This window comes from Candidatus Aegiribacteria sp., from assembly GCA_021108435.1.
Taxonomy (GTDB): domain Bacteria; phylum Fermentibacterota; class Fermentibacteria; order Fermentibacterales; family JCC-6; genus Aegiribacteria.
Window position 1 is genome coordinate 13,486 of sequence record JAIOQY010000214.1, and the last position, 16,167, is coordinate 29,652.

Here is a 16,167-nt window from a genome sequence, read left to right on the forward strand (position 1 = left end):
TATGATTCTCAGGGGAAGATTGTGGGTATTGAAATCCGGAGAAAACCTCTTCTGTGATATTGATACTGATATGATCTATCACAATGCTCACCTTGCTGTAACCGCAATTGAAGAAATGGGTCAGTTCGCTCTCGGCAATCTTGATGGTTACAAAGATTTTGCCGGTAAGGCTAAACCAGGCGATATCATTCTGACCGGGGACAATTTCGGCTCAGGCAGTTCCAGACAGCACGCGGTGGACTGTTTCACAGCTCTTGGAGTTCAGGCCGTAATCGCCAGATCTTTTGGAGCGATATACAAACGAAATGCGATCAACAGCGGTTTTCCGATCATTGAACTACCAGGACTTCCCGATAGTTTCTTCGAGCAGTTCGATGAAGTCGAGCTTGATCTTGAGAAGGGCGTTCTTTCGAAAGGGGAGAAGAGTTTCCGGGGAAACCCCATGAGCAAGGTTGCAAAGGATATCTACCTGGCAGGAGGGCTTTTTCAGTACGCCGAGCAGATGTGATTACAGGCAATTTTGATTTCCAATAAATCGTACATGTTTACCTGAGTCAACCTCTCTTTCCATGCAGTACTTTGCTGAATGGTCTTGACTTTTGCGCAAAGCCTTGCATAATAGTCATCATGAAACGATATCTGGAGGAAAGAATTGTCGCTGATCTGAAGAGAAAAATGGTTCTTCTTACCGGGCCCAGGCAGGTGGGGAAGACTTTTCTCTCGAAACAGATCGCTGAGAACTACTTCATGCGTTCCTGCTACCTGAACTTCGATAATGTCCTTGATGCAAGTGTAATCATTGCTCAGAACTGGCCTTTGGACATAGACCTGCTTATTCTGGACGAGATTCATAAGATGTCCGGCTGGAAGCAGTTTCTCAAAGGTGTGTACGACACGAAGCCTCTTGAGTGTGCCCTGCTTGTGACCGGTAGTTCCAGGATGGATACTTTCCGGCAGGCCGGTGAGTCCCTTGCCGGTCGTTACTTTCATCATAGACTGTGGCCTCTTTCAGTGGCAGAGCTGAAGAACACATATCAGCCAGGAGAGGCTTTCAGGCTCCTGCAAAAGTTTGGGGGCTTCCCCGAACCATTTCTCAGTGGGGATGAAACCGAAGCGAATCGCTGGCGTTCACAGTACTTCACCGATCTTATCCGGGAGGATGTTCTGGAATTCGGCAGGCTTCAGGAAATCCGGACTATGCGGGTTTTGCTGGAGCTTCTCAGGAAAAGGGTCGGCTCTCCTTTGTCCTGTACTTCCCTTGCCACAGATCTGCAGGTTGCACCCAACACAGTCAGGCGGTATGTGGATATTCTGGAGGCGCTTCACATTATTTTTCTGGTGCGGCCCCATCATGCAAACATTGCAAGAGCGATTCAAAAGATGCCGAAGATCTACTTTCATGATTCCGGTTATGTTCAGGGTGATGAAGGGATCACCGTTGAAAACACTGCTGCAATCTGCTTGAGAAAACACGCAGATTACAGATCTGACATATCAGGAGACAGGGTAGAACTATGTTACATCCGCACCAAAGAAAAACATGAAATAGATTTCACCCTGGTCTGCAATGGAGAACCCTTGGTGCTGATAGAGGTAAAAATTTCCAGCACAACAACTCCTGCAGGTCTGAAGTTGCTGGGAGAGAAACTCCCCGGAGTGAAACGAGTTCATCTTGTCAGAGACCTGCGATTGGAGCAGGATCGGGAAGGTGTTTCAATTAGAAAATTACCGGAATGGCTTGCCGATCTGGATGCCTGATTCTTTCATTGAAGGAACTGATGAATGAGAGTGGATAATAAGAATGAAATGAGGAATATCTACCTGGCAGAAGGACTTTTTCAGTACGCCGAGCAAATGTGATTACTAATATGAAGTGAAAGGGAGAATTATGCATTTTACAGTCGATCAGGAATTATGCATCGGATGCGGTGCTTGTATGGGAACATGTCCAGAAATATTCGAGGTTCTCGATGGTAAATCTGATGTCAAAATTAATCCGGTCCCCGTCGAGTATCAGGAAAACGCAATAAGCGCTGAAGACGGATGCCCTGTAGGCGCTATTTCACACGAATGAGTCGTAACTCAGTGAAATTGCTGATATTACATATATGAAGAAACACTTGATCAGAACTGTGATTTTTGATCTGGACGGTCTTCTGGCAGACACCGAGAAGCTCCATCGAAGAACATACCAGGAAACGCTTGGGGAATTCGGGATCGAACTATCCGATGAACAGTACGAAGACCACTGGATTCGCCGGGGAATGGGTATCGCTGAATTCACCTCACAGAATAATCTGTCTATCGACCCTGATCTGATTCGTTCAATAAAGACATCCAGGTATGATAATCTGGTCAGAAGTTCGGTCGATCCAATGCCGGGAGCTATCTCTCTGCTGTCCCGGCTGAAGAACAGGAGAACCCTTGGCCTTGCAACCTCCTCGTACAGGAACAGCGTCGAAATCGTTCTGAGCACTCTTGGAATTGCTGACTGCTTCTCATGTATTGCGACGAAGGAGAGTGTTTCCCGCGTGAAGCCGTTTCCGGATATCTTCCTTTATGCAGCACGGGAACTGAATACTCTCCCCGTGCATTGCCTGGTTCTGGAAGATGCTGAAAAAGGGATACTTGCCGCCGAAGCTGCGGGAATGAAAAGCATCGCTGTTCCCAATATATATACAGTGCATAATGATTTCTCGAAGGCTACCATAGTGCTGCCGACCCTGGAGGATGTGACTCTCGAACTGATCGAGGAACTCTGACAGAAGTATTTCACCAGATAATTCTGAACTGTCAATCAGTCGTACATGCTTGCCTGGTTCAACCTGAGAAGCGGGAGATCAACGATCATAAGAGAATCAAGCCCTTCAATTGAAGGCAGACCTATTCTGATAACAGGATGCTCCGGTTCTTTCAGAAGTAGAATGAAACTCTCAGGGTCAAACCAGAAGCCATTTGTCCAGAGCCAGCTGTCGGTTGAGACATCCGGCGGAATATCAAGGTTTTCCCTTACAAGCTCATGAAACACCGAATCCATCTGAATAATAGCTTCAAGATTGAGAACAGTTCCGTCGTAAAGCCATGTGCGATATGAGCTGAAAAGAGATACTCGGTCTGGATTCTTAATAAGTTTAACCTGTATCAATCCGGAGACCCATGTGGATCCTGAAACAAGAAGCTCCAGCATTCTTTCCTCTGTTGCGCCTGCGTTGACCAATGATGGAACAATATCAGCAGGTAACGGGGCTATCCAGAAAAGCGTATCCCTTGTTTCTGACCCGACCGTCAGGCATACACCCTGAACAAGGTAATGGTGCGGAATACCACCGGCAACGTACGTTGAATCCATACTGATAACAATCAGAACTGAATCTGATACAGGTTCCTCAAGAGGGGTGTTTTCAGGCATTTCAGATGATCCTTCAGGAGACTGCGTAAAAACGACCAAAAAGAATAATAGAACGCTCATCTAATTGAAAACACCTTCTTCTCTCAGGCTTAAAGTTTCGCCGTCAGCGACGATCATATGGTCGAGAAGTCTGAATCCGAGGCTTTTTCCAAGATCCCGCAGGTTTCTTGTAAGTCTGATATCCTCCTGGCTTGCACGTTTGGCTCCACCGGGATGATTGTGAACCAGAATGACACCTGTTGCTCCGGTAGCAATGACCTTCTCCAGCAGGTTTCTGGGATGTACAGCGGCCTTATCCACAGTACCGAATTCCAGAATACATTCAGTGATCAATCTATTGCTCGAATCCAGCAGAAGCGCAATAAGTCTCTCTTTTCTGAGAGTACTCATTTTTATTTCAAGATATTCTCTGACTTTCTCAGGGCTGTCAATAACCTGTGTACCTTTCTTTAACTTGAACGATTGCGTGGTGATGGAAGTTGCCAGGTTCAGGAGAACGGAAGCCGCCGGTCCTATTCCAGATACGGTCTGAAGCATCGAAGGCGGCTGGTTAAGCACGCCGCGAAGAGATCCGAATTTCTCAATAAGTGCCGCAGCTGTTTCCTTTGTGTCCTTCCTGGGGATTGCATAGGTCAGAAGGAGTTCGAGTGCATCTCTATCCGAAAACCCCCTGATTCCTGCCTGAAGAAACCTTTGCCTGAGGCGCTCTCTGTGGCCTTTCGGTGAAAGACTCATTTTTCCAGATAAACTGTTGTGGACGGGAAAGCAAAATCAAGTTCGAGACCGTATACGACCCTCATGATATTCAGATTAATTGATTCTCTCTTGTTCAGCCACACATTGTAGTCGGTTGTCAGTATGAAGTATTTCATATCGATGTCCAGCGATGAGTCACCGAAACCGGTGAAATTCACGAAGACATTGTCGTTATCGATTGACTCATCGTCCCGAAGCATCTGTCGCAGCTGTATAAGAAGTTTTTCCATTTTGTCAGGAGTAGTGTCATAAGTTACTCCAATAGTAGTTGTTGTCCGTCTCATAGGGCGCTTGGAGAAGTTATTGACGTTAGAGTCCATTATCTCCTTGTTGGGTATTGTCACAAGGGTTTTTTCAGCTGTGCGTATTCTGGTCGAACGTATCCCGATCTCCTCAACCGTTCCGGTAACGCCGTTTACCTCGATAAAATCCTCTACCATGAAAGGTCTGTCCAGAAAAATTACTACTGAAGCGAATATCCCCGATATGGAATCCTGAGCTGCGAGAGCCATTGCCAGACCACCGATCCCCATTCCGGCGATAATTCCGCTTACAGGATATCCGTTGGACTGCATGTAAAAGATGATCCCGATAGCGACAACGATGAATTTGGCGAGCTTACGGAGTATAGGTATAAGCTGATCATCCATCCTTGACTCGGTATCAGCTGCGATGTCAGACATCTGTTCCGAAACTGCATCAATTGTTCTCATAATGAGCCAGAGGATGTTGATCGTAAGAAGGAAGAGGAATGCTTTTTTTATCCAGTCAACTGTAGAGAGTGGTAATGAATGGATCATCAAAGAGAGATAGATACCGATAATAATAATCAGGAAAGACGCCGGTTTAATCAGATCCCTTGCCAGAGCTGCTAAAAAACCAAGTTTTTTCTTTCCAGTTTTTCTCAATATGGAACTCAGGACGCATTTCAGTGCAAAAGCCAGCAGTACTATGATGATTGATGCAGCAATCTTGCCCAGGGGTAATCCACCTGTACTGTAGTTATAAATATCTGCCAGTGCTTTGCTCATTCCTTTACCTCCATCACGGGGCTGATTCAAGTCTTCATACCCAAACACAATGAAGAAGGTAACAGGTAGTGTCAACCAGCTCTGCATATTTCACCAGGACCCGGAACACCTGTCAGGGAACCCTGTATGTCACCGTGTATTATATTCCGCTATGATAATAGCAGTGTAGTGTATGGAACTGCATATCCCGTACGTTTGAATAAGGAATATTCTTTATTCTGACCCGCCTGTTGACAATTACAGGTGCAGCACACATTTCATTGGATTGCCCGTTTAAAAAATCCTGGAGGTATCTTGAATTTCGATAAGATCAGGGACTGGATACTGCAGCTGTCATTGGCGCTGATAATATTTTTTGGATTCCTGAGACCATTTGTTATAGAGGCATTCAGGATTCCCACACCCAGTATGGAAGGAACCATGCTTGTGGGAGATCATCTTCTTGTTATGAAAGTAGAAGAGGGACAGCGAATCCCATGGACCGATGAGATGGAACCACTTTTTCATAATTACAGGGGAAATTCTCATGGGTTGCTCATGCCTGCGACAGGTAACCCGGAAGCCGGAGAGATACTTGTGTTCAAATGCCCTGCGACTGGAAAGGATTTCATTAAGCGGACTGTAGCTGTGGCAGGTGATACCGTCAGGGTGAGTGGAGATACATTATACGTAAACGGTCAGCCATCTCCGGAATGGGCGTTATGCTATCAGGATGAATTCGAACCAAGTCCTATTGATCAGGCATGGCCTGACTGTATCGATGAACTGTATGGAAGAATTCGCGATCTTGCATACTGGGAGATTAGAAATAACTGTATTATTACCGAAGACGGTCTTCTGGCTTATGTCGTTCCCGAAGATCATGTATTCATGATGGGGGATAACCGGGATCACAGCAGCGACAGCAGGGTCTGGGGGGCATTACCGCTTGATCTGATTAAAGGTGAAGCTCTTCTGACTTACTGGTCATGGACACCTGGCGATGGTCTTCCAAAGTTTGACAGAGTAGCGAGGCTTATCAGGTGACCGATATCCTGTTGAATGAAACACTTCCTTACTCCGAAGCTTATTTTGAAAAAGTACCTGTTCGATTCCTGAACCTGAAAGAACTTTCCAGAGGAGCTCTTGACAGCAGAGATCTCCATAGAGATGGATACTGGAAAATCGACAGCAGGACCGGTCCGGTAGCCTATCACGCTATTAAGAACGGAACACCATATCGATTCATAGGGCGGGACGCAAAAGGACTAGAGGATTTCCTGCAATGGCTTGAGAATGATATTAAAGAAATGTACCTGTCCTATTACTTTGTTGAAGATAATGTGCTGAAATACCTTCTCAGATGCTGGACAGATCAACCTGTTCTGCGGAAGCTGAATGGATCCAAAGGACAGATAATGGACCTTTATGAGAAGCTGATAGGAAAAGGGGAATCCGGCCTTATCAGGACTGTAAAGGATGAAATTACAGCTCTGTTCCCGATTATTGATGGAAAAGCAGATATCGGCTGGTTACCAGGTAAAACTCTTGATGGCCCGGAAGTCTGGGAATATCTTGAGTACGAAGTTTCGACCGGATGTTCAGGATACTTCTATCCCGGGAAGACACATTCTTTGTCCGGTGTTGGTCTTGATGAGATATCCCTTCTTCTCAGTGCTTTTAATAACTGGTATACAGTGCTTCTGGAAAGATGGACTGATTGTTTTATGCAGTCAGTCCATATATTCGGAACCATGCGGAAAGAGATCCCTCTGCTTGCAAAACTCGTTCTTATACCAGATGAAGGTTTACAGCAGAAAATAGCTTTTGATGATCCTCAGAGGCTTCCTGAAGTTATTATATATCTTGTGAATGGTATCTCACATGAGAATGATAATCCGGATAAATGCATACAGCTGTTCAAAGACGTTAATTCCGACCAGAGACATGCGTTGAGTTCAGCAGGTCTCGGTGCGCTGATGGAAAGAAGAAAAAGTAAACGGATCAGCTCTGAAGGTAGCGCTTGATATCCTCCTGAGTGCCCATGATGAATATGTGATCATCTTCTCTGAAGACATCATCCGGTCTGGGAATCCTGTACTTCCTGCCATCATCCGTCATTCTTCCGATGTACGCGATATTCAGACCGAAGACCCGGCGAATATCCAGGTCTCTGAGCATCCGGCCAACCATCGCTTCCTTGACTTCCACATGCGCGAAGACAATTCCGCCTGAGAGGGGTATGTAGGATTCTACACCCTGCAGAGTGAGTCGCCTTGCTTCGGTGACACCCTGCGTCTGTTCCGGAGTGTAGATATGATCAGCCCCAACCGCCTGCAAAATGCGTGCTTCACGTTTGCTTGTGGCTCTGCTGTGAACCTTCAAACCCATATCCTTGAGTATTTTCGTTACAAGAACATTAGAGCCGAAATCTTCTCCTATTGCAACGATTACAAGATCCATGTTCGCCAGACCATGTGCTTCTAGAATATTCTCATCGGTGCAGTCAAAAGCTACTGCTGCAGAGACTGAATTACTGATCTCCTGTACAAGACGTTCGCTAATATCGATTGCAAGTACTTCCGCACCAAGATCTTCAAGCTTTGTCGCCATGCTGTATCCAAACGAACCCAAACCGATTACCGCGAATTTTTGTGATTTCAAGATTATCTGTCTCCGATTCTATCCTATAGTAATCCGTGTTTCGGGATATTTATACAGCATAACATGCTTTCTTCCAGTTGCCGCAGCCAGTGTAGCCGGCCCAATTCTTCCCACAAACATTGTAAGAATGATTATTACCTTTCCTATCCAGGTCAAACCTGAAGTAACTCCGGTGGATAGACCTACAGTGCCGAAAGCGCTCATCGCTTCGAAGATATAGTCAAATGGTCCGAATTCCTGTGTGGAATTCTGTTCGGAGATGAGCAGAAGCCCTGCTGAAATTGTGAAAACCATTCCTCCGAGAAGGAGTACAGCAGCCATACGGTTGATATCATGAGGGGAAATGCTTCGGTTCCAGATCTCCGTGGATGGTTTCCTTCGAATGAGAGACATGAAACTCATAAATATCACACCGACTGTGCTGGTTTTTACGCCACCACCTGTTCCACCCGGAGACGCACCTATGAACATCAATGCTATAATGAACCATTGCATTGCTGGCATCAGAGTGGACGTGGGAACGGTATTGAATCCTGCTGTTCGCGGCGTTATGGAACCGAGAAAAGCATTTGAGATCTTCTGAGAAAAATTCATTCCGGCAAGAGAATTGTTCCACTCGAACCCAAGGAATATTCCAAAGCCGACTACTATGAGTATTATCGTAATCCAGAGAACGAGTTTTACCTGTACAGACATTCGCATACTGGTTCCCGTTTTCATTCTGTGAAGGATATGTGCTCCCAGAGAGGTTAAAATCAGGAAACCGATTCCTCCAAGTGCGATTAAGCTGCCAATGGTTATAGCGATTCCAGGTACATGTGCGAAAGCTTCCAGATTGGTTGGATTACTGAAATAGCCGGATGAAGTATCTGCAAGAGTGGGATTCAGACTGAAACCCGCATTGCAGAATGCGGAAATACTGTGAAAGATCGATTGCCAGATCTTGAAGTTCATCGTCCATCCGACAGGCTGACCATCCCATATCAGGTAGAGTATGAAAGCTCCTGCACTTTCTATTGTCAGTGTCCAGCCGATAATAGAACCCATTATCCTTTTAAGATCATTTATAAAGTCACTATCCATCACCTGAACAAGTGATGCTGATTCCCTGAGACCTGCATTGTGCCCTAGAAACAGCGCGAAGAAGGCTACAAATGTCATAATTCCAAGACCGCCAACCTGGATAAGAATCAGAATTATAGTCTGCCCGAAAACGGTGAAATCCGTTGCTGTATCCCTCACTATAAGTCCCGTTACACATGTTGCCGATGTAGATGTGAAAGCCGCATCGATCACTCCGATACTGCTGCCGGAAGGAGTCGCGTTTGGGAGAAGCAGCATTGCTGTTCCAAAAGCAATAACAATTGCAAATGAAACCGGAAGAATAGCAGCAGGAGAGAGATGATCCAGAGCCCAGGATCCCAAATACGCAAGGAGTACTCTCACGGAACAGAGAGTGCTGTATATAAGGGATATTTTTATAGCAAGAGCTAATCCAGCGGGTAGTACTCCGTGATGTATTGTTTGGATTGCGACGATCAGGATCGCAATGATGTAGAGGAAAGAGAAGAGAAGAAGCCATTTTTCGTCGGTGAATCTGTCCTTGAATGAAGAAACTCCATCAGGCAGCACTATACCCGCAAGGAATATCATGGATATAATGATAATCAGAATATCAGCTGCGAGAAGGATATCCGGTGACCGGAGAGACAGTCCGAATAGTGCAATAAGGACAGCAAATACACATAAAGAAAGAAACAGTCGAACTGAATCACTTCCAACAAATCTGTTATCCAATGCGACCATACCTCCCTGCCCTGGTTTCAAGCATATTAACACTCAATGCGCGTCCGGTCAAATACGAAAGGAATCTAAATGATTAATGCGGTGGAGTACAACAAGTTCCTAAATTTAAGACCTTTGAATGTAACAAAAGCGTTTCCTGCGAGCAGGTTTGCTCTTGTGAGTATGAAGGACATAGCTGCGGTTGCTGTTGAAAAAAATGCCATTGTCATGGCTGCTAATATTCGCAATCCCCTGAGTGCCCTGGGAATTCTTCGGGCCGCGAAAAAAGTCGACTCTTTTGTTTTACTCGAACTGGCAAAATCAGAAGCTGGTTATACGGGAGTGAATTTCAGGAATCTTCCCTGGTTCGCGTTACAGTTCTCAAGTTCAATTGAAGATAATACCGTTTTCGGTCTGCATATGGACCATTATGCGATAAAATCAGACAGTGACAGAGATGAAGCCGTCATAACTGTTCCAGATGCCATTTCAAGGGGCTGGACTTCGGTGGCTGTTGACGCATCACATAACCCCGACTACGAGAATCTGATCTTCACTCGTGATCTCGCTATGCACATCCAGCCATATATCGGTCTTGAAGTTGAAGTCGGTGAAATAAAGGGGGCCGGGGTTCTCACAACCGTAGAGGAAGCGGAGTATTTCATAGGAGGTCTTAACAGCTGGGGAATATTCCCGGATTTCCTCGCGATCTCAAATGGGTCCAAACATGGTACTTACGATTCTTCCAAGGGTGAAGGCGAGGGAATCGACCTGATAAGAACCAGAGAAATTGCGAATGCAATATCACAGTACGATTGTAAGATAGCGCAGCATGGTATCAGTGGAACACCTCTCGATAAAGTCGGGCATTTCAAAGAGTATGGTATAAATAAAGGTAATGTAGGAACTCTCTGGCAGAATATCCTGTTCGGCCTGGAAATCGATCCTGACAGCGGCAACGCTGTGATTGAAAATGGATCGTTTGTGAAGCGCTCCGATAAAGGAATTCCGACAGAATTATGGGACGAGATAGTATCCTGGGCTGATGCCTGGGGATATCCCCGCAACTCCGGAGATTACAAAAAAGCAAACCTTCCGTTCCACTACAGGATAATGAGTCTGCCGTACATATACAGAGATCGTATTCTGGAGGAAACCGAGAAATGGGCGCTCAAGTTCTTCGAAGCATTCAACTCTACTGGAACCGGAACCGCAGTTATTGATAGAATCCTTCAGAGAGATGATTGGAACTCTGTTCCCGAACGTTTTATAACTGCGGTCAGAAAAAATTACTCCGCGTCCCTCGCGCCTGATGCCGCGCCTGATGGCGGGAGCGGGAAAGAACTTGATACAACCGGGGAGGACTTCTCCGACTGAGAGGGTGATGAATTCCTGGAACGATATGTAATCAGAAATGCAAGGATAATAGATCCTTCAGTGAATACTGACTTTCATGGCGATATTCTCATCGGAAATGGCAGAATCGAAGCTGTTGATCCTGGCTTGCCCGTTGAACTCGATGCCATACCGATAAACGCTGACGGTAAATGGGTATTTCCCGGACTGGTGGATATGCACGTACATCTCCGTGTTCCCGGTGGTGAGGATTCTGAAACTATTGAAACAGGTCTGAAGGCAGCGATTGCCGGAGGTATAACCACCGTAGGTGCTATGCCGAATACAACTCCACCCATCGATTCTCCTCAAATTGTATCGGATATGATATCTGCGGCTTCGAGTCTGAATCTTGCCCGCTGCATACCTGTTCCATGCGTTACCAGGGGTAGAGCTGGAGAATGTCTCGTCGATTTTCATAAGCTGCATGAAGCCGGAGCCACAGCATTCTCAGATGATGGTGGCCCGGTCCATGATTCCGGATTACTGCTTCAGGCAATGGAAACTGTCTCTGCGTTCAACGGCGTGATTATCGAACATCCTGAGGTTATGGAGTTATCAGGAGGTTCAATTAATCAGGGAGTAATTGCCGGGGAGCTTGGTGTAAGGGGAATCCCGGAGTGTGCCGAGACAGTAGATGTTGCCAGATGCCTTGAAATCGCAAACAATTGTCCGGGGCATCTTCATTTGACTCATCTGTCATCACCAAGGAGTATTGAACTGGTCAGATCTGATTGTTTCAGGTCAGCAGAAGTCACAGTTGATGTCACACCACACCACCTGATTCTTGATGAAACCGCTGTTCTTGAGCATGAATCAATGGCAAAGATGAATCCGCCGCTCAGAAGTTTTGAAAGCCGCTCCGGACTGCTAGCCATGGTGAAGAAAGGCATGGTGGACGCAATTGCTTCAGACCATGCCCCACACGCTATGCTCAAGAAGCGGAAATCACTGGAGGATGCAGCTTTTGGGATTGTCGGACTGGAAACTATCCTGCCTTTAACGATTGAGGCTCTTCATACGGAATCCGGGATGACTCTCCTTCAGATACTAAGTCTTCTGACGAAAGGACCGGCTGGAATTCTGAGGATTCAGGAACCTGGCATTGCGGTTGGGGATAAGGCGGATATCGTCCTTTACAATCCCGATATTGAATACAGTCTTTACGAAACAGGAACATTTTCAAAATCGAGGAATACACCTTTTTTCCGTAGGATATTAAAAGGCAAAGTCGAAGCTGTCTGGAAGGGGAGGCTTGTCTACCGGGATGGTCAGTTTGCATAAGATAGGAGCATGTCCGACAATATCGGACAAGCTCCCAAGATACTCAGTTGCAGCAATAATGGTTTTCATGTTGTTACTTGTGGCTTCATGTGCTTATTACAACACGTATTACAACGCCAGAAAAAGCTACAGAGAAGCTCTTGAGATTGCGAAACAGTATCCTGATAATCCGGTATCTTCTGAGGAAGTACTGCTTAACGAAGCTATTTCGGGCGCAGCCAAGATTCTGGCTGTTTATCCTGAAAGTCGATGGATTGACGATGCTCAGCTTCTTCTCGGCAACGCGCTTCTTCAGCTGGGCAGACGAACGCTTACCGGAAGCGGTACTTCTGATCTGACCGAAGCGATGATGGCATTCTCTTCGACAGCGATACTGACTGATGATCAGACAATTCGCGATAGAGCTTTTATGGGTATGGGTCTCGCAGCCATGGAACTTGGCAGATTGAATGATGCGGTTGCTTCGTTCGAAAATGTTTCCCATGAGAATAATGATAGATACATTTCCTCAAGATTGTATCTGATGGATGCACAATTGCTGAATAACCAGCCTGAACTGGTTCTTGTGGTTGCCGACAGTCTTGGAACACCGGGGGATGACAGCCTTTCCGCGGAACTTACATTATTGATCGGTCGTGCCCTGATGGAGATAGGACGTCCCGACAGTGGAGCTGTAATGGCTCTGACGGCAGGAGATATGTTCAGAAGAGGAAAAGGTTATTATAGAGCGCTCACTATTGCGGCGGAGGCTTATTTGCAGGCTGATAAACCCGGGAAAGCAGTGGAAGTACTGACGCAGCTACTCTCAGGATACAGATCCGATCTGGAAACAGCGATTATTGCTCTTCTTGATGGAAAAGCCAGGGAACTCGCGGGAGATCCCGCTGGTGCAATGGCCTCTTTCAGAAGCGCTGCTGATCTGGACAGTTATCGGGAATATGGTGCTGAGGCTCTATACCTTCGATCGATGCTGCTGGAGAAGGATGGTAGAATAGAAGACGCGCTTGATGATCTGGAGGAACTTTCCGGCAGAAGTGGTGAATACCTATGGCTTCGTCTTGCTGAAGACAGACGTAACGATCTCGAATTGCTTCTGAGTTATTTAGATGAGCTTGGTACATGCAGTGAAAGTGAACGCTGGCTATACCGCTTAATGATTGCTGAGAAACGAATCGATCTGTATGGGAAAGAAGACCCCGAAGCGTTGAATGAGTTGATAACCCTTTCTGAAAGTGCGCCGGACATGGAAAGAGCAATGGCTCTTGCTGCTCTGTCAGATATTGTGATATCTGATGCGGATTCGTCGAGGATTCTGTTGCTGGAAGCCTATGCCCTGTGCGACAGTGGAGACCTTGCCACCGCTATTGAAAACAGACTGAACTTCGATCGGGGTGAAGGATACCGTTTGCGACCCTCTGTTGTTCTTGAGCATGCCTGGAATCTTCTGGAGGAAGAGAGATTCAACGAGGCATGGGAAGAATTGAATACAGCTCTCTTATCCGGATGGAGCAGAATGAAGAGACCTGAAATTCTCTGGGCTGCGTATCTTGCTGCTGAAGGCGCAAGAATGGATGATAGAATTCTTGAGGAATACCTTACGGAACTTTCCAATGAATATAGGAACACTGAAATGGGCATTGCCGCTTTGAACAGACTTGGAGGGGCCGAAGAAGGTGGGGGAGAAGAGTAGCGGGTTGGACAGAGATGTTGCTGTTACCTCAAAGGAGGAGTTCCTTCCGGGCGTATTCAGAATGTGTCTGGAAACCGGAGAGGATTTCTCAGCGCAATCAGAACCCGGACAGTTCATTCAGATTGAGGTTTCTCCCGATCCATTTCCGGTGACCAGAAGACCGTTCACAATCAGCAGAACGTACAATTCTTCAATTGAAATCGTTTTTGAAACTGTAGGCCGAGGAACTACAATACTTTCAGAGGTAGAAACAGGTTCAGCAGTAAGAGTCCTCGGACCTCTTGGCTCCGGTTATAAACTGAATAACGGCGGCTGGCTTCTTGTCGGCGGCGGATTAGGTGCTGCCGGATTCCCCGGCCTTGTTTCATTAGTTGATTGCAGGCTTCTGCTGCTTGGAGCCTCTACAGAAGACAAACTGCTGCCGGTTCCAGGAGTTTCATTATTGAGCATCACAGAAGACGGATCGAGCGGCAGGAAAGGACTGGTGACAGATTTACTTGAATCCGTTCAATGGGACTCTGTCAACAATATTGCCGTATGCGGACCGGTTGCCATGATGAAAGCTGTCATTCAGAAAATTCCAGGTGAATTCATTTCCGCTACACAAATTTCAGCGGAAGCCAGGATGGGTTGCGGTTGGGGAGCATGTGAGGGTTGTTCAATACCGAAAGCGGGCGGAGGATACCTCAAATGCTGCACCGACGGCCCTGTATTTCCTGCTGATTCTATCGATTGGGAACGATGGGTAGATGGGGTCGTATCTTGAATTTTGGTGTTTATCTCTATTGATTATTCTCAAGATTCTTAATAATTTTACTGATAGTACTGTAGTGCATTCCAGAATGCTTTGCAATCTCCTGCTGGCTATAACCATGTTTTATATGAGCAGTATAGATAGCTTTATTACGACCGACTTTATCTGAAGCACTGGAAAAAATATCCTCAAGTGAAGGACGACTTAAGAATCTTTGGATACGGGGAACTTCCGGAATATCTTGGTATTGATCACTTCCGACAAGAGATTCCACGAACTGCTTTCGGCCTAGAATCAATTGACCCCTGGTCTTTTCAAAAGGGGATACATCATCATCAAAATTGTTCACAAACAAAACATACTCCCGCTCAGCTGCAAACTTATCAAACCCGAATTGAGAAAGAATCCACTCAGTACTAAGAGGACTGTCTTCTCGTTGGTAGAGACCAGCGGTCTGTCTGTAACTGCTCCAGGTATAGGCGCCCGGAGACTCGACAATACCAGAGCGAACAGGATTAAGTACGATATATCTGCACAACTCCAGAAGATAGCTCTCCTTCTCTACAACGATTGCTTTGAAACGACCCTGGAACAAATGCCCTGTACGATCATGTGAATGATTGAAGTATTGAGCATATGCACTGTTCAGCAGTTTCATTCCCGCTGACAAATTTCCATCGGTTGTTTCAAGTAATAAATGGTAATGATTTGACATCAGGCAATACGCATGGCAAAGCCAGTTATGTCGGTTTACCGTCTTAAGTAATCGATTCAGGAAAGCGGCTTTATCAGAGTCATTCAAGAAAATGTTCTGGCGATCGGTACCACGAGCAGTCACATGATACACAGCACCTGGATATTCTATTCGGAGTAATCTAGTCATAAATGAAGCATAATAAAAATAATACCAAAATTCAAGATACGACCCTAGAGATTAAAGAGTACATATAAGGCCAAGATTGAAAAGTTGACAAACGGTCTTTATTTGGCATAATATATTGACTGGAGGTATAGAGAATGCATATTACAAGTGACATTAAACCAGTTACATACTTGAAAACCAGGGCAGCAGATTTGCTCAATCAAATCAACGAAACTTACCGCCCTGTGATAATTACACAAAATGGAGAGCCTCGGACCATGCTTCAAGATCCCGGGAGCTATGAAAACATGCGTAATGCAATTGGCATCTTGAAGCTGGTTTCGCAGGGGGAGGCTGAAATCAGAGATGGTAAATCTAGAATCCAGGATGACGTGTTCAAAGATATTGAGGCAGCACTGAAAGAAAAGCCTTAGTGAACCGGGCGTATCAAGTAGTATGGGCTGGTATCGCAGAGAATGATCTGAAGGAAATTCTTGAATATATTGCAATTGATGACCTCTTAAGTGCATTAGAGATATTTCAAGAGATTAAACAAAG

The 16,167-nt window shown here is 45.8% G+C and carries 17 protein-coding genes; 11 read left to right on the forward strand and 6 right to left on the reverse strand.

The genetic code is table 11. The features are described from left to right. The first annotated feature begins 1 nt into the window (after position 1). The 4 genes from K8R76_13235 to K8R76_13250 all read left to right on the forward strand — a co-directional run bounded on the left by K8R76_13235 (position 2) and on the right by K8R76_13250 (position 2,762). Entirely contained in the window at positions 2–508 is a 507-nt protein-coding gene (locus tag K8R76_13235; protein MCD4849139.1) for a 3-isopropylmalate dehydratase, read from the forward strand. A 119-nt stretch (positions 509–627) separates the two neighbouring features. Continuing rightward, positions 628–1,758: an ATP-binding protein gene (locus K8R76_13240; GenBank protein MCD4849140.1), complete on the forward strand. Its 1,131-nt coding sequence runs from the start codon at positions 628–630 to the stop codon at positions 1,756–1,758. A gap of 130 nt (positions 1,759–1,888) precedes the next feature. Next, a complete protein-coding gene (locus K8R76_13245) occupies positions 1,889–2,074 on the forward strand; it encodes a ferredoxin (protein ID MCD4849141.1) in 186 nt (61 codons plus the stop codon). A gap of 46 nt (positions 2,075–2,120) precedes the next feature. Then, entirely contained in the window at positions 2,121–2,762 is a 642-nt protein-coding gene (locus K8R76_13250) for an HAD family phosphatase (GenBank protein MCD4849142.1), read from the forward strand. 35 nt (positions 2,763–2,797) lie between these two features. On the opposite strand, the gene K8R76_13255 is transcribed toward K8R76_13250, so the two are convergent. From K8R76_13255 to K8R76_13265, 3 genes are read right to left on the reverse strand one after another with little or no spacing between them, the layout of a single operon-like run. Continuing rightward, positions 2,798–3,469 carry a hypothetical protein gene (locus K8R76_13255; GenBank protein ID MCD4849143.1) on the reverse strand — a complete coding sequence of 224 codons (672 nt, stop codon included), beginning with the start codon at positions 3,467–3,469 and terminating at the stop codon, positions 2,798–2,800. Then, complete coding sequence (gene radC, locus K8R76_13260; GenBank protein MCD4849144.1) at positions 3,470–4,144, reverse strand: DNA repair protein RadC; 675 nt, start codon at positions 4,142–4,144, stop codon at positions 3,470–3,472. It abuts the gene before it with no gap. Continuing rightward, a complete protein-coding gene (locus K8R76_13265; GenBank protein ID MCD4849145.1) occupies positions 4,141–5,196 on the reverse strand; it encodes a mechanosensitive ion channel family protein in 1,056 nt (351 codons plus the stop codon). Before K8R76_13265 ends, radC begins: the two co-directional genes overlap by 4 nt. Positions 5,197–5,490: 294 nt before the next feature. On the opposite strand from K8R76_13265, the gene lepB reads away from it, so the two are divergent. Together lepB and K8R76_13275 are read left to right on the forward strand one after the other, a co-directional pair. Next, entirely contained in the window at positions 5,491–6,222 is a 732-nt protein-coding gene (gene lepB / locus K8R76_13270) for a signal peptidase I (protein MCD4849146.1), read from the forward strand. Further along, positions 6,219–7,202, forward strand: coding sequence for a hypothetical protein (locus tag K8R76_13275; GenBank protein ID MCD4849147.1), 984 nt, complete (start codon positions 6,219–6,221; stop codon positions 7,200–7,202). The genes lepB and K8R76_13275 overlap by 4 nt, the downstream gene beginning before the upstream one ends. Here the strand turns inward: K8R76_13275 and K8R76_13280 are convergent. Next, positions 7,180–7,839, reverse strand: coding sequence for a TrkA family potassium uptake protein (locus K8R76_13280; GenBank protein MCD4849148.1), 660 nt, complete (start codon positions 7,837–7,839; stop codon positions 7,180–7,182). The genes K8R76_13275 and K8R76_13280 overlap by 23 nt on opposite strands. Before the next feature lie 18 nt (positions 7,840–7,857). After that, complete coding sequence (locus tag K8R76_13285) at positions 7,858–9,636, reverse strand: Trk family potassium uptake protein (GenBank protein ID MCD4849149.1); 1,779 nt, start codon at positions 9,634–9,636, stop codon at positions 7,858–7,860. 78 nt (positions 9,637–9,714) lie between these two features. Between K8R76_13285 and K8R76_13290 the strand changes: the two genes are divergently transcribed. Genes K8R76_13290 through K8R76_13305 form a run of 4 tightly spaced genes read left to right on the forward strand, consistent with a single transcriptional unit; the run spans position 9,715 to position 14,759 of the window. Then, complete coding sequence (locus tag K8R76_13290) at positions 9,715–11,001, forward strand: class II fructose-bisphosphate aldolase (protein MCD4849150.1); 1,287 nt, start codon at positions 9,715–9,717, stop codon at positions 10,999–11,001. Between the two features lie 60 nt (positions 11,002–11,061). Then, positions 11,062–12,303: a dihydroorotase gene (locus K8R76_13295; GenBank protein ID MCD4849151.1), complete on the forward strand. Its 1,242-nt coding sequence runs from the start codon at positions 11,062–11,064 to the stop codon at positions 12,301–12,303. Beyond that, positions 12,296–13,993, forward strand: coding sequence for a hypothetical protein (locus K8R76_13300; GenBank protein MCD4849152.1), 1,698 nt, complete (start codon positions 12,296–12,298; stop codon positions 13,991–13,993). The genes K8R76_13295 and K8R76_13300 overlap by 8 nt, the downstream gene beginning before the upstream one ends. Then, entirely contained in the window at positions 13,977–14,759 is a 783-nt protein-coding gene (locus tag K8R76_13305; GenBank protein MCD4849153.1) for a dihydroorotate dehydrogenase electron transfer subunit, read from the forward strand. The genes K8R76_13300 and K8R76_13305 overlap by 17 nt, the downstream gene beginning before the upstream one ends. A 16-nt stretch (positions 14,760–14,775) precedes the next feature. Here K8R76_13305 and K8R76_13310 read toward each other — a convergent pair whose 3' ends face one another. Continuing rightward, positions 14,776–15,630 (reverse strand): transposase, encoded by an 855-nt coding sequence (locus K8R76_13310; GenBank protein MCD4849154.1) that lies wholly within the window; start codon positions 15,628–15,630, stop codon positions 14,776–14,778. Positions 15,631–15,764: 134 nt separating this feature from the next. Between K8R76_13310 and K8R76_13315 the strand changes: the two genes are divergently transcribed. After that, positions 15,765–16,043, forward strand: a complete 279-nt coding sequence (locus K8R76_13315) for a type II toxin-antitoxin system Phd/YefM family antitoxin (protein ID MCD4849155.1) — start codon at positions 15,765–15,767, stop codon at positions 16,041–16,043. Positions 16,044–16,167 lie beyond the last annotated feature (124 nt).

Bases quoted from the DNA above. Each gene is read 5' to 3' on its own strand.
- radC (MCD4849144.1), bottom strand. From the start codon at position 4,144: ATGAGTCTTTCACCGAAAGGCCACAGAGAGCGCCTCAGGCAAAGGTTT.
- K8R76_13315 (MCD4849155.1), top strand. From the start codon at position 15,765: ATGCATATTACAAGTGACATTAAACCAGTTACATACTTGAAAACCAGG.
- K8R76_13245 (MCD4849141.1), top strand. From the start codon at position 1,889: ATGCATTTTACAGTCGATCAGGAATTATGCATCGGATGCGGTGCTTGT.
- K8R76_13255 (MCD4849143.1), bottom strand. From the start codon at position 3,469: ATGAGCGTTCTATTATTCTTTTTGGTCGTTTTTACGCAGTCTCCTGAA.
- K8R76_13290 (MCD4849150.1), top strand. From the start codon at position 9,715: ATGATTAATGCGGTGGAGTACAACAAGTTCCTAAATTTAAGACCTTTG.
- K8R76_13265 (MCD4849145.1), bottom strand. From the start codon at position 5,196: ATGAGCAAAGCACTGGCAGATATTTATAACTACAGTACAGGTGGATTA.
- K8R76_13310 (MCD4849154.1), bottom strand. From the start codon at position 15,630: ATGACTAGATTACTCCGAATAGAATATCCAGGTGCTGTGTATCATGTG.
- K8R76_13235 (MCD4849139.1), top strand. From the start codon at position 2: ATGATTCTCAGGGGAAGATTGTGGGTATTGAAATCCGGAGAAAACCTC.
- K8R76_13240 (MCD4849140.1), top strand. From the start codon at position 628: ATGAAACGATATCTGGAGGAAAGAATTGTCGCTGATCTGAAGAGAAAA.